Raw genomic sequence first — 25,768 nt, forward strand, 5'->3', positions numbered from 1 at the left:
GGGCGGCGCGTCGGCGTCGCGACCCCCGGCGCATCCTGCCGCTCGCCCCGGCGCGGACGATCAGGGGGCGGGGATGTGTCATCTTCCCGGCGAGGGTGGCTTTTCGGCACCGGCCGAGGCCGTGTTGACGCCTCGCGAGTTGCAGGTGCTGTGGCATGTCGCGCAAGGGAGCACGTACGCGCGGACGGCCCGCTGCATGGGCATCTCCGTGCACACCGTGGACGCCTACCTGCGCCGGATCCGCGACAAGCTCGGCGTCTCGACCCGGGCGGAGATGATCCGCCGGGGCATCGCCCCGGACTCCTCGGCGTAGCCCGGGGGTTCGGGGCGGCCGTCCCGATGCCGAGCGCGCGCTAACACACGGCGAAGCCGAGGACCAGCCCCGAATACCCGTGACAATACAGTCGGTCACCCATGTCGCACGCTGAGTGTGTGAACGGTTTCGGGCCTCGCACGTGACGCGGAGCGGGCCCGACGGAACGGGGCAGGCATGGGGGATACGGGATGTCCGAGTGGCGCTTGCGGGACGAAGTCGCGCTGCACGTGGACTACACGGATACGACGTGGTTCGGGAGTCCGGTCGGCGCGCGGCCCGAGGCCACCGCCCGGGCGATGTTCGCACCGGTGCTGCGGCACGTGGCCCGGCACGGTTTCGGCGATCTGGTCCGGCGCGGCCCCGATCTGCTGCGTCGCTCGGTCGCCGAGCCGGCCTTCCGGCGCACCGCGCGCCCGGGCCGATCGATCGGCGCCGCCTGGGAGTTGCGGCCCGAGCTGCTCTTTCCGGACCCGGCGCGCGCGACGCCGTGCGGGCTCACCTTCCGGGACGCGGAACGCGGTCGGGCCCGCCGGTTCGACCTCGCCGCCGGCGACTGGCCGTGGGCGCACGCACTGGTCGCGGCGCTGAGCGCGCCGTTCGAGCCGGCCGCCGGGACGGCCGACGAGCATGCCGCCGCGCGCGACCGGCGTGCGGACGCGCTCGAGGACGTGCTGCGCGACGAGGGCTTCCTGCGGCCCGCCGAGGCGGCCCGTCAGGACGAACGTACGTGCGGAGACCTGGAGTTCGTCGGACACAACACCGTCGTGGTGCGCTCGCGCCAGGCCGCCGTCGTAGTGGATCCGTTGTTCTTCGCGCACGCCCGCACCCACCCGCGGGGCTACCAGCCGCTGGGGCCGGCCGATCTGGGCCCGCTCGACGCGGTGCTGATCACCCATTCCCACCCGGACCACTTCGCGCCCGCCTCGTTGTTGCGCCTGCCGCCGAGTACGCGCGTGGTGGTGCCGCGCGTCGAGCGGGAGACGGTGCTCACCGTCGATCTGGCCCGACGGGTTCGCGAACTCGGCTTCGAGCACGTGGTCGAACTCGACTGGTGGCAGAGCACGGCGATCGGCGACATCGAGGTGCACGCGCTGCCCTTTCACGGCGAACAGCCCACCGACGGGGCGGTGTTGCATCCGGGCATCCGTAACCACGGCAACACCTACCTGGTGCGCACCCCGACCGGGTCCGCCGCGTTCCTGGCCGACTCCGGGCGCGACGCGCAGGGCGAGGTCCGCGAGGTGGCCGCGCACGCCCGGGCCCGACTCGGTTCGGTCGACGCGGTGTTCTGCGGATACCGGGGCTGGCTGATGTACCCGGTGCAGCTGTTGTTCACCTCCGTCGCGCGTTACCTCGCGTTCGTACCGCCGGACCAGTGGAACTGCCGCCAACGCTTGATGACCACCCCGGACGAGGCCGTGGACATCGCCGAACGCTGGGGCGCGCGGCTGCTCGTGCCCTACGCCGACGGCGGTGCGCCGTGGTACTGGCAGGCGGGCCTCGGCCCCAGTCCGGACGAACCCGACGGTGAGGCGCACGGGTTCGACCCGTTCCCCGAACGTGTCGTGACGGCGGCCCGCAACCGCACCGAGATGCCGGACGGACTCCTGGGATCCGCGGTCGAGGTGCTGCTGCTCCGGCCGGGCGACACGGTGCGCGACATCGCGGGCGCGCCCGTGCCGATCCGCCGGGCGGGCCACGGGTGGCCGTACGACGACACACGGGTGCCGATTGCCGCCGGCGCGGCGCCGCTCACGCGCGACTGACCCCGGTGCTCGCCGCGTGCGATCGCCCCCGATCACCGGTTCGTGTGCCTGCGCCCGCCCGCCTGTCCTCGTCCGCATGCCTCCGCCGTACTTCCCTCGCCGCTCCGATTCGGGAGGACACCATGTCCGCCGCCCTCGTACCTCGGCTCGACGACCGGCCCGCGACGCTCACCGGGGCATTCGTCGAGCAGCCCTATCACCGGCACGTCGCACACCGCGAGACGCTGCTCAACGGTTCGCGCTGGTTGCCCGAGCCGGACGGACTGCCGCGCCTGCGGATCGCCGCCGACGCGACGCACCGCTCGGTGCCGGCGGTACGCGGTGCGCTGGCCCGGCGCGGGATCGTCCGCCTCGACTTCGATCGTTGTCCGAGCACGACCGAGTTCCTGAGGCTGGGCGCGTCGCTGGGTGCGGTGATGGAGACCGAGATCAACCCGGAGCTGCGGCCCTACGTCGAGCAGCGCGCGGTGCTCAACCTGCGCCACGACCAACCCGGCACCTCGCGCTACGACCTGGCGCTGATCGCCGCGAACTACCTCAATCTGCACACCGAGATCGCCGTACACCCGCTGCCCAAACAGCCGCGGCTGATCGCCCTGCTGTGTGTCGAACCGCCGGAGCCCGACCGCGGCGGGCAGACCGTGTTCGTGCCGATGGCGGGCGTGCGGACGCGATTGTCCGCGATCGAACTGGACGTGCTGGCCGCGACCAACTGCCGGGACTTCCCGACCGGGCCGCCGATGTTCTCCCGGCGCAACGGCCTCCCGGTGTTCTGCTTCCGCGACTTCGGCGCCGACGTGCTGCGTTGGCGCTACACCGGGTCGGCGGAGGCGGCCGGACCCGAGACGGTGCGCGGCGCGATCCACGACCTGTTGGACGCGATGTACGACCCCGCCTCGATGTTCGGCGTGCGTTGGCGGGCGGGCACGGCCGTCGTCTTCGACAACTGGGCCTTCTTCCACGGCCGTACCCGGATCCGTCCCGTGCCGGGCGGTCGCAACCGGCACTTCAAGCAGCTCAAGCTGCGCTGACGGCGGCACCGTTCGTACCAGCCGCACCAGCCGTGCGGGGCCGCATCGGGCGGAACCCGCGCACCCGCCGGACGAGCACGCGCTCGCCGGACGAGATGAACAAGGAAAGGAAGTGGTACGCATGTCGGAGGAACAGGACTACACCCCGACCGCACACACCCGGGGGACGCTGCTGCGCGGCAAGGACGGCGCGGTGTACTTCCTCCGGGACGAACTCCTGGAGGCGTGCCGGGTCACCGGCGAGGAACTGGTGTTCGCGGAGGCCACGTTGGCCGCCGCCGAGGAGAGCCCGCTGACCGGGCCGACCGGGTTCGTGCGCTACGAGGGCGAGATGCCCAAGGTGGACGTCGCCGGGATGGCCGAGGCGGCCGACCCGCCGTCGACCATCATGTGTTGCTGGTAGCGGGCGGAACACCGTGAACGTCGGGCGTCGACGGTTTGCCGTCGGCGCCCGACTCGACGTCGGGGAGGGTGCCGGGTGCGGGGTACGAGCCGGGACGACGATCGCGCGTGGCAGGTCGAACCCGCGTCCACCGCGCTGTTGCGCGCGGCGGCCTGGCCGGTGGAGACGCTGGAGGCGTTCGCCGCGCCCGGGCTGACCGTACTCGCCGCCCGGGTGGCCGCGCGCGCCCGCGCCGTCGCAGCCCGCCGACCCGCGCTGCTCGCACGGCTGCACGCCGCAGTCCCGCTCCTCGCCGAACCCGCCGCGCGCCACCGACTCCTCGCGGTGCGCCGTGCGGTCGGGCGCGGCGACGAACCCTGGGGAGCCGTACCGGTCGCCGAGGACCGGCACTTGGCGGAGCTGTTGGCCCTGGATGCGGCGGACCGTGCCGAACTCGCGCGGGCAAGGGCCGAGTTCGTCGGTGCGTACGCGGCCGAGACGGATCGGCAACGGCTGGCGCTGTGGCGGATCACCCACGAATCGCGGTTCGCGAAGGCGCTCGTGCTCGCGCACCCCGAGGTGGCGCGCCGCTGGGCCGGCGCGCCCGCGGTCGCACCCGCCGACAAACGCCGGCGCCGCGTCGAGGACACCGTGCTGCGCTACCTGCTCCGCGCGGTCGGCCGGCCCACCCCGGCGGGAGCGTGGGCGGGCGTGGCGGCGGTACGGCCGATCACCGACGGCGCGGCCCGGGCCGCGTCCGGGACGACCCCCGCCCTGGTGGTCGAGCCGGCCGAGCCGGTGTTGCGGGTGTGCCCGTCGGTCCTGCCGTTCGCCCGGATGCTCGCCGGACTGGCCTGCCGGCCGACCTACGCCGGTCGCGCCGCGCCGCGACTGCCGGCCCGGGCCGCGTGCGCGTGGACCGCGTTGGAGACGGCGGGCGCCGGGCTGGCCGAGACCGACGCGGCCGTCTGGTTCGCCGGTCTGCGCCGGTTGCGCGCCACGTGTGCGGAACTGGGCTCCCGATACCACGCGTCGACTCCGATGGAGATCGGGGCGCTCGCCGCCGAGGCCGAAGCCGAGATCCGCCGACTGTGGACCTGGGCGGGCCTCCCGGACCGGCCCACGGGCGACCTGTTGGTGGCCTCGTTGCGATTGCCCTGGCGGGTGCGCTGGAACGACGAACTGCGCCGGGCCACCGGCCGGGCCATCGGGCACCTCCTCGCCCGCCACGCCGCCGACGGCACGGCCGAGCACGAACGACGCGGGTCGCTGGGGGAGTTGCTGCGCGCGGGCATCGGGGTCGGTCCTGGGGGCGACTTCGGGCTCGGTCCCGGACGGGCGGGCACCGGTTCCGGCACGGCCACCGGTTCCGCCACGGCCACCGGTTCCGGCACCGCCACCGGCACCGGCATCGATTCCGAGTCCGGTGTCGTGGATGCCGAAGTCGGGGCCTGGGGCGCGGTGTTGGTGCGGGTGACCGCGACCGGGGTGGTTTGGGTCGGTGGCGGGATTCCCTACGTCCTGCCGTTCGCCGGGCTGCATGGCGCGTTGCTGGCCGAGGAGGGTGAGACGGCGCCGCCGACGGCCTCGGATTGGTTGCGTGCGGCCCTGCCGGTCGGTGTGCGGGCGATCGAGGTGGTCGGGCGGGACGCGGCCAATCCCGATGCCGCGTTGCATCCACCGTTGACGGACCTGGTGGCCGACCCGTGGGGTGTGGACGGTGCGGGGCCGCGGGACCTGACGGTGACGCTCGATGCCGGGCTGCGGCCCTGGCTGCGGCGCGCCGGTGACCGCGAGCTGCTGGTGCCGGTGTACGGATCCTGTGCGGTGATCGGTGGGCGTGACCCGCGTGGGCGGCGCATGCTGGCCCTCGCGGCGGCGCACGGCTGGGATCTGACCCGGCGTCACCCGCCCACGCCCGTCCCGGTCCGACTCGACACCGACGCGCACCCCGATGCGCACCCGCACGCGTCCGTGTACCCGAGGGTGACCTGCCACGACGGCACCGTGCTGGCGCCGAGGCGATACCGGATCGCGTGCGGTGCCCCGACGGAGAGCGCCGCCGAGCGCTACCTCGCCTGGCGCCGCGCCATCGACACCCTGGGCGTCGCGGATCTCGCCTACATCCGCACCGCGCCCGGCACGCCGGAGTTGCTGATCCGTACCGACAGCCCACTCGTGCTGCGCACCGTCCTGGACCGCCTGCCCGCCGGCACCGCGTGGCTGGAACTGACCGAACCGGCCGGCCCACCCGATCGGTGGCCGCTCACCGACGACGCGGGCCGGCACTACGCGTCGGAACTCGCGGTCGACTGGATCCGTCCGGCCCACCGGCGGGAACCACCCCAACCTCGAGACGGCGGCCCCTGACCGGTCTGAGCCGAGGCGGTGGCGGTCAGCGGCCGGGTGGCGGTGGTCAACGAAGTCCCAGGCAGCCCAGCCATTCCGGAGCACCTGCCTCGGGTGTCAGCAGCACGGCGTGGGCACCGAGCAGTCCCAGCAACGTGCTGTCGTCCGGCACCGAGGACTGCGTCCGAGCGGCCCGGGCCAACCCCTCCCGAAGGTGGTCGGTCATCGTCGTGCGCAGCGCGACCGCCGCCGGAAGCCGCGCGTGCCGGGCGAACGCGTCGGCGACGGCCAGGACGCCCGCCGCGCCGTGGCACACCCCCAATCGGTCCGAGGCGGTCGTACCGAACACGTGCCGATCCGGGTCGAACCGTTCGGCCAGCGATCCGAACGCGTCCTCGGCGCAGCGCCGCAGCGCCGGGTCGTCGAGCACGTTCGCGGCCTCCCACAGGGCCCAGGACACTCCCGGAGTCCCGTAGCACCAGCCCTGCCGACGCCGGTCGGAGCGGTCACCGTCGCCGGCCACCGCGCCCCAGGCCGGGCACCCGTGCGCATCGCGCCCGACCGCGCCGGCGACGCACGCGGCGGCCGAGCCGAGCGGCTCGCGGATCGCCCCCGCGTCGTCGCCGCCGGTCCGCACGGCCAGGCTGAGCGCGAGCAGCACCCCCGGCACGCCGTGCGCCAGACCCAGGTTCACCCGGCCCAGGAACCATTCGGGCCACGGCCGCCCGGAAAACTCGCCGATCCGCAGTCGCGGCAGTTCGGCCCCGACGCCGGCCCCGTCCTCGGTCCCGCCCCCGGCACACAGCCCGGCCAGATGCAGCGCGACCCGCGCGACCGCCGACCCCGAAGCGACCCGGGCACCGGCCCCGGCCCACCCCGGGCCCACCCGCGGCCTCGGGGTCCGGCTCGTGTCGGGGTGCGCGCACCCACCCGGTCTCGCGCCGGGGCTCGCACTGCCACCCGGTCTCGCGCCGGGCCCCGCGCTCCCACCCGGGCTCAGACCCAGGCCCAACACCACCCCCGCCGGCCCGCTCACCAGGTCGTAGTCCTCGAACCCGATCGACTCCGTCCGCCAGGGCCGGCGCGCGCACAGTGTGCCGAGTCGCACTCGGACACGTTCGGCGATCGACGCCAGCGGCGGGTGCAACGTCGCGCCCAACCGCAATCCGACCACCATCCCGGCCAGCCCGCCGTCGTGCAGGCCCGGGCGCGCCACGTCGTGCGCGAGCGCGTCCTGGGCCCATCGGCGGACCGCCGCGCGCGCGAGCAACGTGTCCTCGGCGGTACCGGCACGCGCGAGCAACACCGCGAGCACCACCGGCCCGGGCTCGGCCCGAGGCCCGCCGCCGCGACCGCACCGCGCGTACGTCGCCAGAAACGACCGCGCGAAGGATTGCGAGCACGCCGACGCGTGGCCGGCGCGCTGGGGCGGAACCTCGAACCCCGGCCTCACGTCCGGCCCTCCCGGGCCAGCGCGTCCGCGAGCAGGCACTGCGTCGGCAGCGCCAGTCGGCCGCGATTCCAGTGGAACACCGTGTAGTAGGCGACCGCCTGGCGCGGCCCCACCTGCGCCTGCCCGGTCGCGAAGTACGCGCGCGTCCACCGCTCGCCCTCGGCGAGGACCTCGGCCCGATGTCGGGCCGCGGTCTGCCGCGACGGCTCCGGCAGCGCCTCGCGAAGCTCGCCGATCGCGCGCCAGTGCGCCCGGATCCGCGCCGCCGTGTCCGGCCAGGCGGCCGGTAGCTCGGTGGGCAACTCCCGCCCGGTGTCGCGCCGGATCCGGTCCCAGACGTCCCGATCCTCCCAACCCTGGACCCCGACCCCGTCGAACACGTCGCGGAGCAGGATCAGCGAGAACGTCCACGCGGGCAGTACGGGGGCGTCCTGGGCCAGGAAACCGGACCAGGCCAGCGAGTCGGCGGTGAACAGTCGATGCACGCTCGCCATCGACACCGGGCCGCCGAACAGGTGCGCCTCGGGCTCGTACCCGCCCGGCGCCCAGTCCGCGACGACGTGCTCGCGCAGCCAGACGTCGGCGCGCCCGTACACCGTCTCGCGCAACTGCTCCGCGGCGTCCGCGTCCCCGTGCACGGCGAACCGGATCCGCAGACCGGGCGGCTTGTGCAGGTAGAAGAAGTCCGTCGCGGCACCGGTCGCGAGCAACTCGCAGGCCACCTCCTCCAGGCGCGCGTACAGGCGGCCCATCGGGCCCGGAGCCGGCGTCACGCCGACTTGAACCCAGCGGATCCGGTGCGCCTCGCGCGCCGCGGCCCGTTCGAGCGCGGCCAACCCGCCGGCGAGGAACGCGCGGCGCGCGCCGGCATACTCGCCGTCCGGCGGATCGTCGGCCGACCCCTCGCCCGATTCGCCGACGTCGCGCAGGCAATCGCGAAGGAGGACGGGAAGCGGTATCGTCCGCGCGCCGATCCGCACGTCGCCGGCCGGCGGATCCGGATCCCGCGCCCCGTCCTTCGAGCCCATCCCACCGTCCCCACCGCCGACCGAACCGGGCCATCGTCTCCGGCGCCATGCTCCCGGCTCGTGCGATGCGCCGTATTGTCACGAGAACTCGTGAATTGACCGAGAGTCCTCGATGCGTTACGGACCGCCCTCGCGCGGCGGAGCGCCACAACGGGTGCGCGGCGCGCCTCACCGTCCGGTCATCGCGCCCGTGCGATCGACGTAACCCCCGACGGCGAGGTGTGTCACGCCGCCGAAACCACCGCTCTCTAGCGTCCGGAACGTGGGCTTCACCCGGCCACGGGCCGAGACCACGCGCGCGCTCCGCGTAGCGGCATGCCGAGCCCTCGCGGCGCGCACGAACCGAACAACCCGAACAACCCGAGCGACCCGAGCGACCCCCGACCGCCCAGAGCCATCCGAGCGACTCGAACGACCCGAACGACGAGGAGGAACGCCCGTGTCGGCAACGGTTCCCCAGGCAGCCGACACCACCGTGCGGACCGTCTGCTCCTACTGCGGCGTGGGCTGCGGCATGCTGCTCGACGTCACCATCGACACCGCGACCGGACGCCGCACCGTGGTCAAGGCGCGCGGCGACAGTGCGCATCCGACCAACCACGGCCGGTTGTGCACGAAGGGTGCCACCAGCGCCGATCTGCTCGCCGCGCCGGGCCGACTGGGGACGGCCCTGGTCCGGGACGACCGCGGCGCGCCGCCCGTGCCGACCGCGGTGGACGCCGCGATCGGCGCGACCGCACGGCGACTGCGCGAGATCCTGGACGAACACGGGCCGGACGCGCTGTCCTTCTACGTCTCCGGCCAACTCACCCTGGAGGCCCAATACCTGGCCAACAAGCTGGCCAAGGGCTTCGTCGGCACCAACCTGATCGAGTCGAACTCCCGGCTGTGCATGGCCAGCGCGGGCAGCGGCTACAAGCTCTCCCTCGGCGCGGACGGACCGCCCGGCTCGTACCGGGACTTCGAGCACGCCGACGTGTTCTTCGTGATCGGCGCGAACATGGCCGACTGCCACCCGATCCTGTTCCTGCGGATGATGGATCGGGTCCGGGCCGGCGCCAAGCTGATCGTGGTCGACCCGCGCCGCACCGCCACCGCCGACAAGGCCGATCTGTTCCTGCGGATCAAGCCCGGCACCGATCTCGCGCTGCTGAACGGCCTGTTGCACCTGCTGATGGAGAACGGCGACACCGATCCCGCGTTCATCGCCGAGTTCACCGAGGGCTGGGAGGCGATGCCCGACTTCCTGCGGGACTATCCGCCGGCCCGGGTCGCCGAGATCACCGGCATCCCGGAGGCGGACATCCGGCAGGCCGCGCGCTGGATCGGCGCGGCCGGGGAGTGGACGAGCTGCTGGACGATGGGGCTCAACCAGAGCACGCACGGCACGTGGAACACCAACGCGCTGTGCAACCTGCACCTCGCCACCGGCGCGATCTGCCGACCGGGCAGCGGCCCGCTCTCGTTGACCGGTCAGCCGAACGCGATGGGCGGGCGGGAGATGGGTTACATGGGGCCCGGACTGCCCGGCCAGCGCTCGGTCATGGTGGCCGAGGAGCGGGAGTTCGTCGAGGACCTGTGGGGTGTGCCGACGGGTACACTGCGGCCGGAACCGGGCCTGGGCACGGTGGACATGTTCACCCGGATGGCCGCCGGCGAGATCAAGGCGTGCTGGATCATCTGCACCAATCCGGTCGCCTCGGTGGCGAACCGCGCGACCGTGATCGCGGGCCTGGAGGCGGCCGAATTCGTGGTCGTCCAGGACGTGTTCGCGGACACCGAGACCAACGCCTACGCCGACGTGGTGTTGCCGGCCGCGATGTGGGCGGAGACCGAGGGGGTGATGGTGAACTCCGAGCGCAATCTCACCCTTTCCCGGCAGGCCGCCGATCCGGTGGGCGAGGCGCTGCCGGACTGGCGGATCATCGCCCGGGTGGCGAGCGAGATGGGCTTCGCCGACGCCTTCGACTACGACAGCGCCGAGGAGGTGTTCGAGGAGCTGAAGCGGGCGTGGAATCCGAACACCGGCTACGACCTGCGCGGGATCGACTACCGGCGACTGCGCGATACGCCGGTGCAGTGGCCGAGTTCGGCTCCCGACGGCCCGGACCGGAACCCGATCCGCTACCTGGTCGACGACGACACGCCGACCGCGGCCGGCCGGCCGCGGTTGCGCTTTCCGAGGCCCGGCGGTCGTGCGGCGTTCTTCGCCCGGCCGCACCTGCCACCCGCCGAACTGCCGGACGACGACTATCCGATGGTGCTCAACACCGGACGACTGCCGCACCAGTGGCACACCATGACCAAGACCGGCACGATCGCCGCCCTCAACCGGCTCAACCCCGGTCCGTTCGTCGAGATCCACCCGGAGGACGCACGCGCGCTGGGCGTCGCGGAGGGCGATCGGGTCGAGGTGTCCTCCCGGCGCGGGCGCGCGGTACTGCCCGCCCGGGTGAGCGACCGCGTCCGGCCGGGCGATTGTTTCGCGCCGTTCCACTGGAACGACCGGTTCGGCGAATACCTCGGCATCAACGCGGTCACCAACGACGCGGTCGACCCGATCTCCTTCCAGCCCGAATTCAAGGCCTGCGCCGTGGCGTTGACCAAGGTGGCCGGGCCGTCACGACCCGAGACCGGGAACGCGCACGCGGTACCGGAGCAACAGCCCGCGGCGTCGCCCGGCGGTGGCGAACCGGCCGGATTCGGCGACCTCGTGGACCTCGCGCCCCCCGCCTTCACCGACGAGGAACGACGGTACCTGGCCGGGTTCATGGCCGGCGCGACGCGTTCCCTGGCGATGGTCGGAGCTGCCCGCGTCCCGGTGCTGCCCGCGCGCTCCCCGATCGCGCCGGAGCGGGTGACCTGGGTCAACGGGTATCTGGCCGGGATGTTCTCAGGCGCGGACGCCGAGCCGGAACTCCGACCCGAGCCCGCCCACCGACCCGAGCCCGCGCCCGAACCCGGGCCGGCGGGGACGGCGGCGGATGACGACCACGCCGTGCTGGTGTTGTGGGCCTCGCAGACCGGGAACGCCGAGGACGTCGCCGGCGCGACCGCGCGCCGGCTGACCGAGGCGGGCCTACGGCCGAGCGTGGTGGAGATGGCCGACCACACCCCCGATTCGTTGCCGATCGGCGTGCCCGTACTCGTGATCACCAGCACCTTCGGCGACGGCGAGGCGCCGGACGGCGGGGCCGGGTTCTGGGCCGCGCTCGCCGCCGACGGGCGGCCCCGGCTGGACGGGTTGCGCTACTGCGTGCTCGCCCTCGGCGACTCCGGCTACAGCGACTTCTGCGCGCACGGACGGCGGCTCGACGAGCGGTTGGCCGAACTCGGCGGCACCCGGATCACCCCGCGCGCCGATTGCGAACCCGACTACGAGCGGACCGCCGCGCAGTGGCTGGAGCGCGTGGTCGCGGCCCTGACCGGGGGCGGCGCACCGGGTTCGCCCGCCGAAGGCGCGCCCGGCCGACCCTCGACCACCGCCGCGCCGCTCGCGCCGCCCGGGTCCGCGAGCACACCTCCCACCAGCGCACCTCCCACCGCCGCCCCGCCCGCCGGCCGGGGCTACTCGAAGGCGACGCCCTTTCCCGCTCCGCTGATCGGCGATCGGCTGCTCGGACTGCCCGGATCAGCCAAGGAGGTCCGCGAGTTCGTCTTCGACGCGCGCGGCGGCGACGAGCAGGCCGCCCTGGAGTACGCGCCGGGGGACGCGCTTGGCATATGGCCGGTCAACCACCCCGAGACCGTGGCCGAGTGGCTGGCCGCGACCGGTCTGGATCCGGTGGCGCCGATCACCCTGCCCGACCTGGGCGAACTTCGGCTCGGCGAGGCGCTGCGGACACGGTTGGAGATCGCCCGGATCACCCCGGAACTGCTGCGGTTCGTCGCGGACCGCACCCGTGACCGGGACCTGGCGCGGTTGCTTCGCGCGGACAACCGGGGCGAACTGGCCAAGTGGAGCTGGGGTCGCCAGGCGGTCGACGTCCTGGAGGCCTTCCCGATCCGTGCCGCGGCGGACGAATGGGCCGGTGTGCTGCGCCGGTTGGAGCCGCGGATGTACTCGATCTCGTCCAGCCCACTGGCCCACCCCGACGAGATTCGGATCACGGTGTCGGTGGTGCGCTACCGCAACGAGGCCGGCGCCGTGCGCAAGGGGGTGTGCTCGACCTACCTGGCCGAGGCCGCCGCGGCCGGCGGTCCGGTGTCGATCTTCGTCCGGCGCGCGCCGCACTTCCGGCCGCCCGCCGACCCGCTGGCGCCGGCCATCATGGTCGGCCCGGGCACCGGGGTGGCGCCCTTCCTCGGCTTCCTGGCCGACCGTGAGGCACGCGGGCACCCGGGCCCGAACTGGCTGTTCTTCGGCGAGCAGCGCCGGGCCACCGACTTCTACTACCGCGACGAACTCGCCGAATTCCGGCGCACCGGCCGACTGGAACGCCTCGACCTGGCGTTCTCCCGCGACCAGCGGGCCAAGATCTACGTCCAGGACCGCATGCGCGAGCACGGACCCAGACTGTGGGACTGGCTCCAACGCGGCGCGCACTTCTACGTCTGCGGCGACGCGGGCCGGATGGCCAAGGACGTCGACCGCGCGCTGCGCGAGATCGCCACAGCGCACGGCGGCCTGTCCGAGGACGACGCCGAGGCGTACGTGCGGCAACTCGCGGGCGAGCGCAGGTACGTCCGGGACGTCTACTGAGGCGACCTGCGCCCGCCGCGGTCAGGCGGCCTCGTCCGGTCGGGCGTCCTGCGCCGCCAGTGCGCGCCGGGCCACGCCGATCGCCCGAGGGTCCCAGCCGGGGCGCGGCACCGAGGTCAACAGCAGGCGGGTGTAGGGATGTTCGGGCTCGCCGAGCACCCGCGCGGTGGTGCCGGCCTCGACGACGCGGCCCGATCGCATGACGATCACGTCGTCGGTGACGCAGCGCACCACACCCAGGTCGTGGGTGATGAACAGGTAGCCGACGGCGCTCTGTTCGCGGATATCGGCGAGCAGGTTGAGGATCTGCGCCTGAACGGACACATCCAGGGCGGCGACCGCCTCGTCGAGCACCAGGACCTCGGGTTCGACCGCGAGCGCGCGGGCGATGGCCACCCGCTGCCGCTGCCCGCCGGACAACTCCCGGGGCCGGGCGTCCGCGACGCGGGTGCCGAGTCCGACCCGGTCCAGCAGGTCGCGGATGCGCGCGTCGTGGTCGGTGCCGGGGAAGTGCAGCCGCAGGGTCTCCCGCAACACGGCCCGCACGCTGGTGCGCGGGTCCAGGGACAGGTACGGGTCCTGGAAGACCATCTGGATCCGCCGGGCGCGGGCCAGCCGGGCCGCGCGGCCACGAGGGGTGCCGGTCTGCTCCCTTCCGCGCACCCGCACGGTTCCGGAGTCGGCGCGCTCCAGACCGACGATGATGCGGGCCGTGGTGGTCTTGCCCGAGCCGGACTCGCCGACGATGCCGAGCGAACCGCCGGCGGCGAGCGTGAACGTGACGTCGTCGACGGCGCGCAGGTCACCGAACGAGCGGCTCAGTCCGCTGACTTCGAGCAGGGCATCGCGGTCTCGGTCAGGCATCGACGCTCTCCTGTTCCAGAAGGTCGCTGTGGTGGCAGGCCGCGGTGTGCACGGGATCCCGGGGATCGGGCTTGGCGAGCGGCGCCTCCCGCGCGCAGATGTCGGTGGCGAAAGCGCACCGGGGCGCGAAGGCGCATCCCGTGAGCCTCTCGCGCAGGTCCGGTGGCTGCCCCTCGATCGCGCTCAGCCGGCCCTGCGGCGCGTCGGGATTGGGCGTCGAGTCCAGCAGCGCCTTGGTGTAGGGATGCCGGGGCCGGGCGAACAGCTCGGCGGCGGGCCCGGTTTCCACGATTCGTCCGGCGTACATGACGTAGACCCGGTCGCTGATCGCGGCCGCGAGGCCCAGGTCGTGGGTGACGAACAGCAGCCCCGTGGAGAAGCGCTCGCGCACGTCGCCGAGCAGTCCGACGACCTCGGCCTGGGTGGTGACGTCGAGCGCCGTGGTCGGCTCGTCCGCGAGCAGCAGTGTGGGGTCGCCCATCAGCGCTCCGGCGATCATCACGCGCTGGAGCATGCCGCCCGAGAGCTGGCCCGGGTATCGGCGCAGGGCGGCGGCGGTCAGGCCGACGGCCTCCAGGAGTTCGACGGCGCGCGTGTCGGCCGCCGCCGCGGTCATCGTCTTGTTCAGCCGCACGCTCTCGGTGAGGAAGTCGCCGATGCGGCGCAGCGGATTGATCGCGGCCCGCGGGTCCTGGAAGATCATCGCCGCGGTGCGGGTGCGCAGCTCGCGCAACTCCCGTGCGTCCATGGTCAGTACGTCCCGGCCCGCGACGTCGACGACGCCCTCGGTGACCGCCCCCTTGGGCAGCAGACGCAACACCGTGCGCGACGTGAGGGTCTTGCCCGAACCGGACTCCCCGACCAGTGCGACCGTATCGGACGCCCCGACGGTCAGGTCGACGCCGTCCAGGACCGGGCGGGCGGTCTGCGGGAGCCGCAGCCGCAGCCCGCGGATGTCGAGTGTGCTCACCGCTGCCTCCCGGCGACTCGGTCGGCCCAGCGTTCGCCGACGACGTTGAAGGCGACGACGGTCAGCACGATCACCGCACACGGGACGATCGCCGAGAGCGGATAACCGCTCTGGATGGCGGATTTGCCGTCGAAGACCATACGTCCCCAGTCGGGGGTGAGGGCGGGCACGCCGAGGCCGAGGAAGGACAGGCCGGCCAGGTCGATCAGGGCGTACCCGAAGTTGACGGTGGACTGCGCCAGTACCACGGGCGCGATGTTGGGAATCACGTGCCGCAGGCAGATCTGCGGCCCGGAGTGGCCCTGCACCTTGTACGCGGCGATGTAGGGGCGTTCGCGTTCGGCGAGTACGAGCGAGCGGGTCAGCCGGCTCACGTACGGGAAGTACGCGATCGCCAGCGCGACGACCGGCGCCATCAGGCCCTCGCCGTACACCGACACGATCAGGATCGCCAGCAGCAACCCGGGGAAGGCGAGGGTGAGTTCCGACCCGCGCGAGAGCAGCGAGTCGAGCGCTCCGCCGCGCCACCCGGCGGCGACGCCGACCGCGGCGCCGAGCAGCGTGGAGAACACCACCACCGCGAGCGGGCCCAGCAGCGAGGTGCGCGCGCCGACGACGACGCGGGAGAACGTGTCGCGGCCGGCGGCGTCGACGCCGAGGAGGTGGTCGGCGGACGGCGGGGCGAGGGCGTCGCCGAGCACCCCGGTGTTGGGGTCGTGCGGCGCGATCCACGGGGCCAGCAGGGCGGTGAGCACGATGATGCCGACGAACACCAGGCCGGCGACGTACAGGGGCGCACCCCTACCGCGGAGCCGGGCCAGGCCGGGTCGGCGGGTGAGCGTGGGGGCACTCATGCGTTCGCCCTCGTTCCCAGGCTGATCCGCGGGTCGACGAGCGGGAGGAGCAGGTCGACGATGAGGTTCACCGTCATGAAGATGCCGATGATGATGAGCGAGATGGCCTGCACGGTGGGGAAGTCCTTGGTGGTCGCGGACAGTTCCAGGAGTTGGCCGACGCCGCCGACGCTGAACGCGGACTCCACCAGGACGGTGCACACCAGCAGGGTGGACACGATCAGGCCCGCCGTGGTCAGCACCGGGCCGAGCGCGTTGCGGAACACGTGCCGGCTGATGACGTGCCGCTCGGGCACACCCCGGCTGCGCGCGACGGTCACGTGCTCGCCGTCGAGCGCCTCCAGCATCGCGCTGCGGGTGACCCGGGCGAGCAGGCCCACCAGATAGAGCGCGAGGGCGACGGCGGGCAGTGTCAGGTGCCACATCATCGTGCCCAGACCCTTGCCGCTGCCGCTGCCGCTGGAGGGGAACCAGCCGAGTTCGACCGCGAACAGGCCCTGCAGCAGGATGGCCGCGACGAAGGCCGGTGTGCCGATGGCGACCGTCGTGCCGACCAGTACGGCCGAGTCGGTCGCACCGCCGCGCACCGCGCCGAGCCGGCCGAGCGCGAGGCCCAGGACCACCACGATCACCATCGCCATGGCGACCAGCAGCAGGGTGGTGGGCAGGCGGTCCGCGAGCAGGTGCGAGACGTCGGTGCGGTACTGCAGGGACCGACCGAAGTCGCCGTGCAGCACATTGGTCAGCCAGCGCAGGTACTGCTCGATGAACGGGTCGTTCAGGTGGTACTGCTTCTCGATCGCCTCGAGGGCGGCCGGGGAGGCCGACCGCCCGCCGAGGAGGAAACTCGCCGGGTTGCCCGGCGCCAGGTACATCGCGCCGAACACCACGAACGAGGCGGCGAGCAGGGTGACGGCCATTTCCAGCAGCCGTCGCACGGCGAATCTCACGAAGTTCACCCCGCTGCCCCCACATCGGCCGCCCAGGGGTAGTACATGTACGCGATGGTGGTCGGTGCGCCGGTGATCCGCTTGTTCAGGAATACCGTCGAGGGCCATTCGGCGACCGGCATCCAGACCACCTCCGTCGCGGCCTTCTGCTGCAGTTTCGCCTCCAGGGCGAAACGCTGCGTCGGGTCGTAGGTCCGGGTGATCTGTTCGACCAGGGCGTCGTACTCGGGGTCGGAGTAGCCGGCGTGGTTCTGGTAGCCGCCGGTGCGGAAGTTGCGCAGCAGGTCGACCGGGTCGGTCACGGACAGGTAGTACGTCTCGGGGAACATGTCGATCCCCTCGCGTGCCGCCGGGTCGGTGAACAGGGCCGAGAACGCGTCCGGCGCGATGGTCTTGAGCTCGATCCGCAGGCCGATCCTGGTTCCGGCGTCCTGGATCGCGGTGGCGAGCAGCGAGACGTCCCGGCCGATCGGGCTGGTCGCCACGGTGAGGGTCTTGCCGGTCGCGCCCGCCTCCTGGATCAGGCGCTTGGCCTGCTCGATGTCCTGCGTGCTCGGCGGCAGCGCGTCGAACGCCGCAGCCTGCGCGTCGGCCGGAGCACCCGCCCAGGCCGCCCGCGGGGTGAGCGAGTTGCTCACCTTGCCGTTGCCGGCGAGCGCGGTCTTGACGAAGCCGGCGCGGTCCAGCGCCATCGACAGGGCCCGGCGCACGCGGACGTCGCCGAGCGCGCCCTTGGTGCTCGTGACGTTGACGTTGACGGTGCTCAGGCCCTCGCCGTAGTACAGCGTGCCCACGCCACTGGTGCGCAGCCGCTCGTAGCTCTCCGTCGGGATCAGGAAGCCGCCGTCGACTTCGCCGCCGAGCATCGCGTTGGTGCGCGCGGACGGGTCGGTGAGGAAGCGGAACGCGACGGTCTTCGCCTTGGCTTTGGTGCCCCAATAGCCGTCGAAGCGCTGCAGTTCGAGCGACTGGCCCTTGGTCCAGTCGCCGAGCTTGTAGGGCCCGGTGCAGTCCAGGCTGCCGGTGGTCCCGTAGTCCTTGCCCGCCGCCTCGACACCCCTCCTGCTCGCCACGACCCCCGCGGCGGTGGCCATGAGCTGGGGGAACATCGAGTCGGGCTGCTTGAGTTTGAAGGTGACCTGCAGCGGCGCGGTCGCGGTGACCGACTCCACCTTCTCGAACGACTCGGCCCAGGAGGCGCCGAGTTCGGGGTCCATCTGCCGGCCGACGCTGTAGACGACGTCGTCCGCGGTCATCACCGAGCCGTCGTGGAAGCGTACGCCGGACCGCAGGTCGTACACCCAGGTCAGCGGGTCGGGGTTGCTCGCCTTCTCGGCCAGGCCGGGGGCCATGGTGAGCTGCGGTGTCCAGCGCATGAGGCTCTCGCACACGTTGGACAACACGGTGTTCTGCGGGTAGTCGAACGCCGAGATGTAGTCGAGGGTCAGCGGTTCGGCGTACAGGGCCCAGCCGAACTTGTCGATCTCGCCCTTGGCGGGCGGCGTGTCGGCGGACAGGCGGTATCCGGCCGGGTCGGCGTCCTTGCCGGGCGGGCCGGAACAGGCGGCGACCAGGGCGAGCGCGGCGGCGGCCGCGATCGCGGCGGCGCGGCGGGCGGTGCGTCCGGACCGGCGCGGGAGATATCCGGGCATCAGGCGGTCCTCCCCGGGGCGGACGAGACCGGGATCTGCTGCGTGATGCAGTGCACGCCGCCGCCGCCGAAGGCGACGGTGCGGGTCGGGACGCCGACGACCTTGCGGTCGGGGAAGGCGTCCTGGATGACCGCGAGCGCGCCGGCGTCCGCGGGGTGGTCGGCGATCGGGACGACGACGCCGCCGTTGGCGATGTAGAAGTTGAGGTAGCCGACCTCGATGTCGCTGCCGCCCCAGGACACGAACGCGGCCTGCGGGACCTCGACGATCTCGAAGGGGCGGCCCAGCGCGTCGGTGGACGCCTCCAGTACGGCGCGGTTGGCGCGGCAGCGCGCGTAGTCCGGATGCCCGGGGTCCTCGGGCAACTGGATGATCACCTTGCCGGGCGCCACGAACGCGCACACGCCGTCGACGTGGCCGTCGGTCTCGGTGTCCAGGAGGCCGCCGTAGGGCAGCCAGATCACCTTGGTGATGCCGAGCTTGTCGGCCAGTTCGGCCTCGATCTCGGCGCGGCTCATGCCCGGGTTGCGGTTGGGGTGGAGCAGGCACTGCTCGGTGGTGATCAACGTGCCCTCGCCGTCGACCGTGACGGCACCGCCTTCCAGGATCATCTCGGAGGCGATCCGGGTGTCCCCGAGCCGCGCGATGAGCGCCTCGCTGACGCGGTCGTCCGAGTCCCACGGGTGGTGCTTGCCGCCCCACGCGTTGAAGCGGAAGTCGACGCCGGCCCGGCGGCCGTTCCCGTCCCGGACGAAGATCGGGCCCGAGTCGCGGAACCACGAGTCGTCCAAGGGGAGTTCGATCACCGTGACGGCCTCGCCGCACAGTTCGCGGGCCTCGTCGCCGGCGCCGGGGACGGTGACCATGGTGACCGGCTCGAAGGCCGCGATGGCGCGGGCGACCGCGGCGTACTCGCGCTTGGCGGGGTCGAACATGTCCCCCCACAGGTCGGGCCGGGTCGGCCAGGCCATCAGGCAGCCCTCGTGCTCGGTCCACTCGGCGGGCATGCGGAACGTCATGTCGTGTCTCTTTCGATCGGGGTGCTGCGGCGGAGATCTGGTGGGACGGCGGAGAGGTACGGGTGGTGGGGACGAAGACGGGGGTGGTGGGAGGGAGGTCGGGGAGGGGGTGCAGGGGGGTGCGCCGGGGCGGGGACGGGCACCGCACGGGCAGGCGTGGTCGGGGCGTGGCCGGCGCGGCGGACGCGGAACGATCCGGCGCGCCGGCCCCCGCTCGGACACGGTCTAGGCGACCGGCTCCTGCATCGTGGCGCAGTGGATTCCGCCACCGCCGCCGCCGACGCGGTCGGTGTCGAGCTGGACCACCTCGCGGCCGGGATAGGCCGCGGCGACCACCTGGCGGGCGGCGGCGTCCTTGGCGTGGTCGCCGAACTGGGACATCACCACGCCGCCGTTGCAGACGTGGAAGTTGACGTACGAGTCGACGAAGTCCGGGTTGTTCGAGCGCAGGGTGTCCGGTCCGTCGACGCGGATCACCTGGAGTCGGCGTCCGCGCGCGTCGGTCGCGGCCGAGAGGATCCGCAACTGCTCGCGGGCGTCCCGCGCCCAGATGTCGGTGCGGTTCGCGGGCGGGACCTGCACCATGACCACGCCGGGGCGGATGAACCGCGACGTGGCGTCGATGTGGTCGTCGGTGATGTCCTGTCCCTTGATGCCCGGTACCCAGATCATCCTGGTCGCGCCGTAGGCGGCCAGGACGGCCTGTTCGACCTGGGCCTTGCTCTTGCCGGGATTGCGGTTGGCGTTGACCAGGCTGCTTTCGGTGGCCATCACGGTGCCGTCGCCGTCGGTCTCGATCGCGCCGCCCTCGCCGACGAAGCCGGCGCGGGTGAAGGCGAGCCGGTCGTAGGCGGCGATCCGGGACGCCACCAGGGCGTCCTTGGCGTGGGTCTGCTTGTTGCCCCAGCCGTTGAAGCCGAGGCCGACCGCGTCCCGACCACCCTGGCCGTCGGTGCGGAACACCGGTGCGGTGTCCCGCGCCCACAGGTCGTCGACGGGAATCGAGCTGATCACGGTCACGGTGGGACCGCACTTGGCGCGGGCCGCGGACGCGCTCGAAGTGTCCGGCGCACACATGATCACCGGTTCGAAGCGGGCGATGGTCCGGGCGATCAGCGCGATGTCGTTCTGGATGCCGCTCAACTGCCGGCCCCAGATCGTCGACTTGGTCGGCCACGCCATCCAGGTCCGCACGTGCGTGACGTCGTCGGCGGCCACGCGCAGGCCGACCGCCGCGCGGGCGGTGGTCGCGCGGGCGCCGGCCGCGTGCGCCGACGACGCGCCGAACGTCTGGGCGCCGATCGCCAGACCCGCCGCGCCCAGGACGGTCGCGCCCAGGACGTCGCGCCGGGACGGACCGATGTCGGTCGGTTCGCCGGCCTTCGAGGTACCGCTGCGGTGCACTCCAAACATGGCTGACTCTCCCTATCGGGTGCGCGCTCCGCCGGAATGGCGGCTTGGGATGCATGGGGTTGCCGACGGCGGACCGCCCGTCGCCCAGGCCTGATGTGCCTGTCGGTGGCCGCGGACCGGTCCGACTCGTCTCGTGTCCGCTGCCGTGCGTGCCGCGTGGGCCGGGCCGGGAGGGGTGGAGCCGGTCCGGCGTTCCCACACTGTGGCACTGACTGAAAAGTCAGTCAATACATCGTTCGGCAAAGGGTTCGGTGGACATGCGAACGTCGCGCCTGGTGGGCGGGGGGTCGGGTGGCCGGTCGAATGGCGGCCCGGCGGCGGCGTTCGGCGCGTCTCTCGCGCACGCGGGCGGGGCACGAGATAGCGTGACTGAAAATTCAGTCGGTTTTTTCGTTCGAGTCTCGGGGTCGGCAGCGATCCCGCTGTGGGGTGCCAGGATGTCCAGTCGTCAAACCCTGATCTTGGAGGCCGCCGCCCGGCTCATCGCGCGGCGCGGCGTGCGGGGACTGCGCGTCGAGGAGTTGGCCGTCGACGCCGGCGTGTCCACCGGGCTCATCTACTACCACTTCGGCGACCGCGCGGGGCTGCTGAGGAAGACCTGGGAGTTCATCAACGAACGCGCCGAGCGCTACACCACGTCGGGTCGCGATCCGGAGGGCGATCCGCGCGGCTACCTGGAGGACATGCTGCTGTTCGAGCTCCAGGACGTTCCCGAGGTCAAGGAGAACAGCACGGCGTGGGGGGAGTTCCGGGCGAGTGCGGTGTTCGCGCCCGAACTCGGCCGACAGGTGCACGAGGCGACCGAGCAGTGGATCGCGGACGCGGCGGACCTGATCGCCGCGGCGCGCGAACTGGGCGACGTGGCGCCGGACGTGTGCGCACAGGACGCCGCGGAGCGACTGACCGCGCTCATCGAGGGGCTCAGCGAGCGGTGGTTGACGGGCTCGCTCTCGCTGGAGCGCGCGCGTGAGCTGCTGCGCGGCGGCCTGGCCCTGGAGCTGGGGCGACGGGTGGCGGTGTCGAGCGTGCGAGAAATTGACTGAAATTTCAGTTAGTGTAAAAGTGGGGGTCACGGCGCCTCGGGTGCGCCGTCGGCTCTCGGCCACGATGCGCGCGAACCCTGCGAACCCTGCGGCGTGAGTGTGCGCCCCGCCGCCTCGGCCGCGCCGTCGGCCGCTGCCGATACGTCTCGATCCCGCGCCCCCTCGGCGCACGCCGCGATCCGCGCGGCGGTACGACCGGCTGGAGGTACCCCATGTCCGATTCCCGTCCCGCGCGCCGCGGCATCCTGCACGCCCTGGGATTCGGCGCGTCGCCGGCCGACACCGCCTCGGCCGGTTCGCCCGGGTCCGCCGCACCGGCGGACCGACACCGTTGGCGGGTCCCCGCCGACGACGTACCGCACGCGCGGACCTGGATGTCGTGGCCGGCGAACCGCTCGATCTGGGGCCGGCACCTGTCCGGCGTACAGCGGGACATCGCGCTGATCGCCCGGACCGTCGCGTACCACGAGCCGGTGATCGTATGCGCGATCGACGAGGACGACGCCGCGGACGCCCGCGCGCAGTGTGGACCGGGCGTCACGGTCACGGCCGAGATCCCCACCGACGACCTGTGGATGCGCGACACCTGCGCCGTGTTCCGCACCGACGGCACGGGCCGGATGGACACGATCGGCCTCGGCTTCAACGGCTGGGGCGAGAAGCAGACCCACCGCAACGACGCCCGGGTCGCGCGGTACGTCGCCGAGTACGCGGAACTCCCTTTCACGCGAGCCGAGTTCGTCGGCGAGGGCGGGGCCGTGGAGACCGACGGGGACGGCACCGTGATGGCCACCGAGAGCAGCCTGGTCAATCGCAACCGCAACCGCGGCATGTCCAAGGCGGACGTCGAGGCCGCGATCCTGGACGCCTACGGCGCGGACAAGATGATCTGGGTCCCCGGGATCAAGGGGCGCGACATCACCGACGACCACATCGACGTCACGTCGCGGTTCATCCGGCCGGGGGTGGTCATGGTGCAGGTGCCGCCGGCGAGCCGCAAGGACGCGTGGGCCCGGGACGCGCGCGAACAACTCGCCATCCTGTCCACGGCTACCGACGCCAGGGGGCGGCGCCTGCGGGTGCTCACCGTGGAGGGCCCGGAGGACACCCGTTCGACCAACCGCGACCTGGTCGACTCGTATCTGAACTTCCACGTGGTCAACGGCGCGGTCGTCACCGCGCAGTTCGGCGATTCGCGCACGGATGCCGCGGCCGGGGCCGCGCTCGCGGACGCGTTCCCCGGGCGCGAGGTGATCCAGCTCGACGTCGACCGCCTCATGGGCGGGGGCGGGGGCATCCACTGCTCGACCATGCACGAGCCGGCTCGCTGACCCGGGCGCGTTCGGTGACCCGTGCCCGCGCGCCGATCCGTGCCTGCCCGCTCACCCGCGCCCGCTCGACGTCGCCGCGCTCCGTCCCGGCATTCCGGTCGCCGCGACCGGCCGGTTCGGGGCGGGGTACACCGGATCGCCGCTGTCCCATCCGTTTGCCTCACGCCACGTCCGGTCACTCTCGCTCGTGGTCGATATCGCCGTTGAACACGCAATCGGTTCGTTTTGCCGGCCCACCGTGGTCGGCCGAACCGAACCCCCAGCACACCGAGGATCGATCCTGTGCCCGAATTCCCCTTGATGCCCCGTCGGACGATGTTGCGGTCCCTGGCCGGCGCGAGCGCACTGGCCCTCGGCCTGGCGGCGTGCTCCGACTCCTCGGACTCCTCGGACTCCTCCGACAACGGCGCGCCCGAGTCGTCCGCGTCCTCGGCGTCCGGGGGCACGGGCACGAAGTCCGGGAACCCGGCCTCGGCCCGCCGGTTCGGCGCCGAGTGGGACAGCCACGTGCGTACGTTCATGTCCTGGCCGGCCTCGACCGGCATCTGGGGCGCGGATCTGCCCGCCGTACGCGAGGACATCGCGCGGGTGGCGCGGGCCATCGGCGCCACCGAACCCGTCGTACTGCTCGCCCGCCCGGAACAGGCGCAGGCCGCGCAGCAGGCGTGCGGTGAGGACGTCGAGGTCGTGCCGATGCAGGTGGACGACCTGTGGGCGCGGGACAGCGTCCCGGTCTTCGTGGAGGAGTCGGGCTCGGTGCACGGCGTCGACTTCAACTTCAACGGGTGGGGCAACAAGCAGCCCCACGACCGGGACGCGCGGGTCGCCCGCGAGGTGACGGCCAAGTACGGCATCCCGCGTGACCAGACCTGGATCGTCGCCGAGGGCGGATCGTTCGAGACCGACGGCGTCGGCACGCTGATGGTCACCGAGAGCTCGGTGGTCAACGCCAACCGCAATCCCGGCAAGAGCCGGCAGCAGATCGAGGACGAGCTGAAGCGGGTGCTCGGGGTGAGCAAGGTGATCTGGTTCGAGGGTGTGCGTGGGAAGGACATCACCGACGCGCACGTCGACTCCCTCGTCCGGTTCGTCGCGCCGGGTGTCGTGCTGTTGGACAAGGCCTTCCCCGGCGAGCCCGCGGACTCGTGGTCGCGCTCGGCCGACCAGGCCGCGGCCGTACTGAAGGACGCCACCGACGCGCGAGGCAAGCCCCTTCAGGTCGTCGACCTGCCGCAGCCCGATCCCTTGGAGATGACCGGTCGGGGCGACGACTTCGTGTCCTCCTATGTCAACTTCTTCATCGGCAACAAGGCCGTGTTCCTCCCGCGCTTCGGCGACAAGGCCGCCGACGACCGCGCGCGGCAGATCCTGCGCGACCACTTCCCGACCCGCGACGTGGTCTCGGTACGGATCGACGCCGTCGCCGCGGGCGGCGGCGGGATCCACTGCGCGACGCACGACCAGCCGGGCACCCCGACGTCATGACCGAGCCGCCGGTACGACCGCCGCGGTCGTACCGGCGGCGATCCCGGTCGTCGGCGTCCGGTTGCGGGTCGGTGAGCGGATGGCCCCGGGCTCCCGCGACCGGGCCGCCACTTCGGCCGCCGACCGAGTGGACGTACAAGTTTCGGTACAGCGGGTGGACGCGGGGTCCTGCCGGGTGAGCGGGTCGCTCAGACGCGTTCGAGCGCGCGGTGGGGTGGTGCGGGCAGTTCGACGGCGATCGCATCGCCGGGCCGGATGTCGCCGCCGGTGCGCACGATGGCCATGATGCCCGCCTTGCGGACGATGCCGCCCGCCTCGTCGCGGCCGACGACGGCCTTGAGCAGGCCGTCCCGGAAGGCGTTGATCTGCGGGCACGGGTTGCGCAATCCGGTCACCTCGACCACGGCCTCGGCACCCAGGCGCAGGAGCGTCCCGGTGGGCAGGCCGATCAGGTCGACCCCTCGGGTGGTGACGTTCTCGCCCAACTCGCCCGCGGCGACGGTGAAGCCGGCCTCGGCCAGTTCCTCGAACAACTCGGCGTGGATCAGGTGGACCTGACGCAGATTGGGCTGCGTGGGGTCGGCCGCGACCCGGGAACGATGTTGCACGGTGACCCCGAGATGGGCATCGCCCTCGACCCCGAGTCCGGCCAGCAACCGAATGCTCTCCACGTTCGCCTTCGTGAACCGATGCTCGGCCTCCCGGCTCACCGCCACCACACGCGCGTCCACGCCGACACCCACTCTCCCGAGTCTCCATTGGATCCCACGACCCTACGGCGCCCGGGACCCTGGTGGACATGAGAGGGCGTGAGGGCGGTGCGCCGTGCGTGGGTGTGTCGGTGCGGTGCGGTGCGGTGCGGTGCGGTTCCGTTCGGGGACGGATGGGTGGCGGGTCGGCGCGTGGACGCGGGTCGCGCGCACGCGAGCGGGAGTGGCTGGTGGGTGCCGTGCGGGGTGTCCTCCTCGGCGAGCCTGCGTCAGGTGTCCCGGGGCAAGTGGTCGGCGGTGTCGAGCAGTTCGGTTTCGGTGCCGTGGCCGGCCGGGACGCGTCCGGCCGGTGGGCCGGGCGCACCGTCCGGCGGGGTCGGGGTGCGTGCGCCGGCCGGTGTGCGGGGAGTGGCTCGCGGGATCCGTGACGCTCCATCGTGTGTGTCGACC

The 25,768-nt window shown here is 72.8% G+C and carries 19 protein-coding genes; 9 read left to right on the plus strand and 10 right to left on the minus strand.

Annotation, left to right across the window (positions count from 1 at the left end; all coding sequences use genetic code 11):
• Positions 1-121: 121 nt before the first annotated feature.
• The 5 genes from ACWCPW_RS04825 to ACWCPW_RS04845 all read left to right on the plus strand — a co-directional run bounded on the left by ACWCPW_RS04825 (position 122) and on the right by ACWCPW_RS04845 (position 5,865).
• Entirely contained in the window at positions 122-313 is a 192-nt protein-coding gene (locus tag ACWCPW_RS04825) for a response regulator transcription factor (RefSeq protein WP_449760149.1), read from the plus strand.
• A 191-nt stretch (positions 314-504) separates the two neighbouring features.
• Positions 505-2,082: an MBL fold metallo-hydrolase gene (locus ACWCPW_RS04830; RefSeq protein WP_449760150.1), complete on the plus strand. Its 1,578-nt coding sequence runs from the start codon at positions 505-507 to the stop codon at positions 2,080-2,082.
• Between the two features lie 122 nt (positions 2,083-2,204).
• Complete coding sequence (locus ACWCPW_RS04835; protein WP_449760151.1) at positions 2,205-3,113, plus strand: TauD/TfdA family dioxygenase; 909 nt, start codon at positions 2,205-2,207, stop codon at positions 3,111-3,113.
• 121 nt (positions 3,114-3,234) lie between these two features.
• Entirely contained in the window at positions 3,235-3,516 is a 282-nt protein-coding gene (locus ACWCPW_RS04840; RefSeq protein ID WP_449760152.1) for a hypothetical protein, read from the plus strand.
• A 75-nt stretch (positions 3,517-3,591) separates the two neighbouring features.
• Complete coding sequence (locus ACWCPW_RS04845; RefSeq protein WP_449760153.1) at positions 3,592-5,865, plus strand: lantibiotic dehydratase; 2,274 nt, start codon at positions 3,592-3,594, stop codon at positions 5,863-5,865.
• 46 nt (positions 5,866-5,911) lie between these two features.
• On the opposite strand, the gene ACWCPW_RS04850 is transcribed toward ACWCPW_RS04845, so the two are convergent.
• Together ACWCPW_RS04850 and ACWCPW_RS04855 are read right to left on the minus strand one after the other, a co-directional pair.
• Complete coding sequence (locus ACWCPW_RS04850; protein ID WP_449760154.1) at positions 5,912-7,150, minus strand: lanthionine synthetase LanC family protein; 1,239 nt, start codon at positions 7,148-7,150, stop codon at positions 5,912-5,914.
• A gap of 143 nt (positions 7,151-7,293) precedes the next feature.
• A complete protein-coding gene (locus tag ACWCPW_RS04855; protein ID WP_449760155.1) occupies positions 7,294-8,325 on the minus strand; it encodes a thiopeptide-type bacteriocin biosynthesis protein in 1,032 nt (343 codons plus the stop codon).
• 439 nt (positions 8,326-8,764) lie between these two features.
• Here ACWCPW_RS04855 and ACWCPW_RS04860 point away from each other — a divergent pair, with 439 nt between their 5' ends.
• On the plus strand, positions 8,765-13,027 hold the full coding sequence (locus tag ACWCPW_RS04860; RefSeq protein WP_449760156.1) for a molybdopterin-dependent oxidoreductase: 4,263 nt from the start codon (positions 8,765-8,767) through the stop codon (positions 13,025-13,027).
• A 21-nt stretch (positions 13,028-13,048) separates the two neighbouring features.
• Here ACWCPW_RS04860 and ACWCPW_RS04865 read toward each other — a convergent pair whose 3' ends face one another.
• From ACWCPW_RS04865 to ACWCPW_RS04895, 7 genes are all read right to left on the minus strand, one after another.
• Positions 13,049-13,891, minus strand: coding sequence for an ABC transporter ATP-binding protein (locus ACWCPW_RS04865; protein WP_449760157.1), 843 nt, complete (start codon positions 13,889-13,891; stop codon positions 13,049-13,051).
• A complete protein-coding gene (locus ACWCPW_RS04870; protein ID WP_449760158.1) occupies positions 13,884-14,861 on the minus strand; it encodes an ABC transporter ATP-binding protein in 978 nt (325 codons plus the stop codon). Before ACWCPW_RS04870 ends, ACWCPW_RS04865 begins: the two co-directional genes overlap by 8 nt.
• Complete coding sequence (locus ACWCPW_RS04875; RefSeq protein ID WP_449760159.1) at positions 14,858-15,715, minus strand: ABC transporter permease; 858 nt, start codon at positions 15,713-15,715, stop codon at positions 14,858-14,860. The genes ACWCPW_RS04870 and ACWCPW_RS04875 overlap by 4 nt, the downstream gene beginning before the upstream one ends.
• Positions 15,712-16,674 (minus strand): ABC transporter permease, encoded by a 963-nt coding sequence (locus ACWCPW_RS04880; protein WP_449760160.1) that lies wholly within the window; start codon positions 16,672-16,674, stop codon positions 15,712-15,714. The genes ACWCPW_RS04875 and ACWCPW_RS04880 overlap by 4 nt, the downstream gene beginning before the upstream one ends.
• Positions 16,671-18,317: an ABC transporter substrate-binding protein gene (locus tag ACWCPW_RS04885; protein ID WP_449760161.1), complete on the minus strand. Its 1,647-nt coding sequence runs from the start codon at positions 18,315-18,317 to the stop codon at positions 16,671-16,673. Before ACWCPW_RS04885 ends, ACWCPW_RS04880 begins: the two co-directional genes overlap by 4 nt.
• The gene (locus ACWCPW_RS04890) at positions 18,317-19,336 is read right to left on the minus strand and encodes an agmatine deiminase family protein (protein ID WP_449760162.1); all 1,020 of its coding nucleotides are present in this window, start codon (positions 19,334-19,336) and stop codon (positions 18,317-18,319) included. Before ACWCPW_RS04890 ends, ACWCPW_RS04885 begins: the two co-directional genes overlap by 1 nt.
• Before the next feature lie 225 nt (positions 19,337-19,561).
• Positions 19,562-20,749: an agmatine deiminase family protein gene (locus ACWCPW_RS04895; RefSeq protein ID WP_449760163.1), complete on the minus strand. Its 1,188-nt coding sequence runs from the start codon at positions 20,747-20,749 to the stop codon at positions 19,562-19,564.
• Positions 20,750-21,186: 437 nt separating this feature from the next.
• Between ACWCPW_RS04895 and ACWCPW_RS04900 the strand changes: the two genes are divergently transcribed.
• From ACWCPW_RS04900 to ACWCPW_RS04910, 3 genes are all read left to right on the plus strand, one after another.
• Positions 21,187-21,792, plus strand: coding sequence for a TetR/AcrR family transcriptional regulator (locus tag ACWCPW_RS04900; protein ID WP_449760164.1), 606 nt, complete (start codon positions 21,187-21,189; stop codon positions 21,790-21,792).
• A 212-nt stretch (positions 21,793-22,004) separates the two neighbouring features.
• Complete coding sequence (locus tag ACWCPW_RS04905; protein WP_449760165.1) at positions 22,005-23,123, plus strand: agmatine deiminase family protein; 1,119 nt, start codon at positions 22,005-22,007, stop codon at positions 23,121-23,123.
• Between the two features lie 300 nt (positions 23,124-23,423).
• Positions 23,424-24,608 (plus strand): agmatine deiminase family protein, encoded by a 1,185-nt coding sequence (locus ACWCPW_RS04910; protein WP_449760218.1) that lies wholly within the window; start codon positions 23,424-23,426, stop codon positions 24,606-24,608.
• A gap of 188 nt (positions 24,609-24,796) precedes the next feature.
• Here the strand turns inward: ACWCPW_RS04910 and ACWCPW_RS04915 are convergent, their stop codons facing one another.
• On the minus strand, positions 24,797-25,327 hold the full coding sequence (locus ACWCPW_RS04915) for an MOSC domain-containing protein (protein WP_449760219.1): 531 nt from the start codon (positions 25,325-25,327) through the stop codon (positions 24,797-24,799).
• Positions 25,328-25,768: the final 441 nt, after the last annotated feature.

Source organism: Embleya sp. NPDC001921, assembly GCF_053594475.1.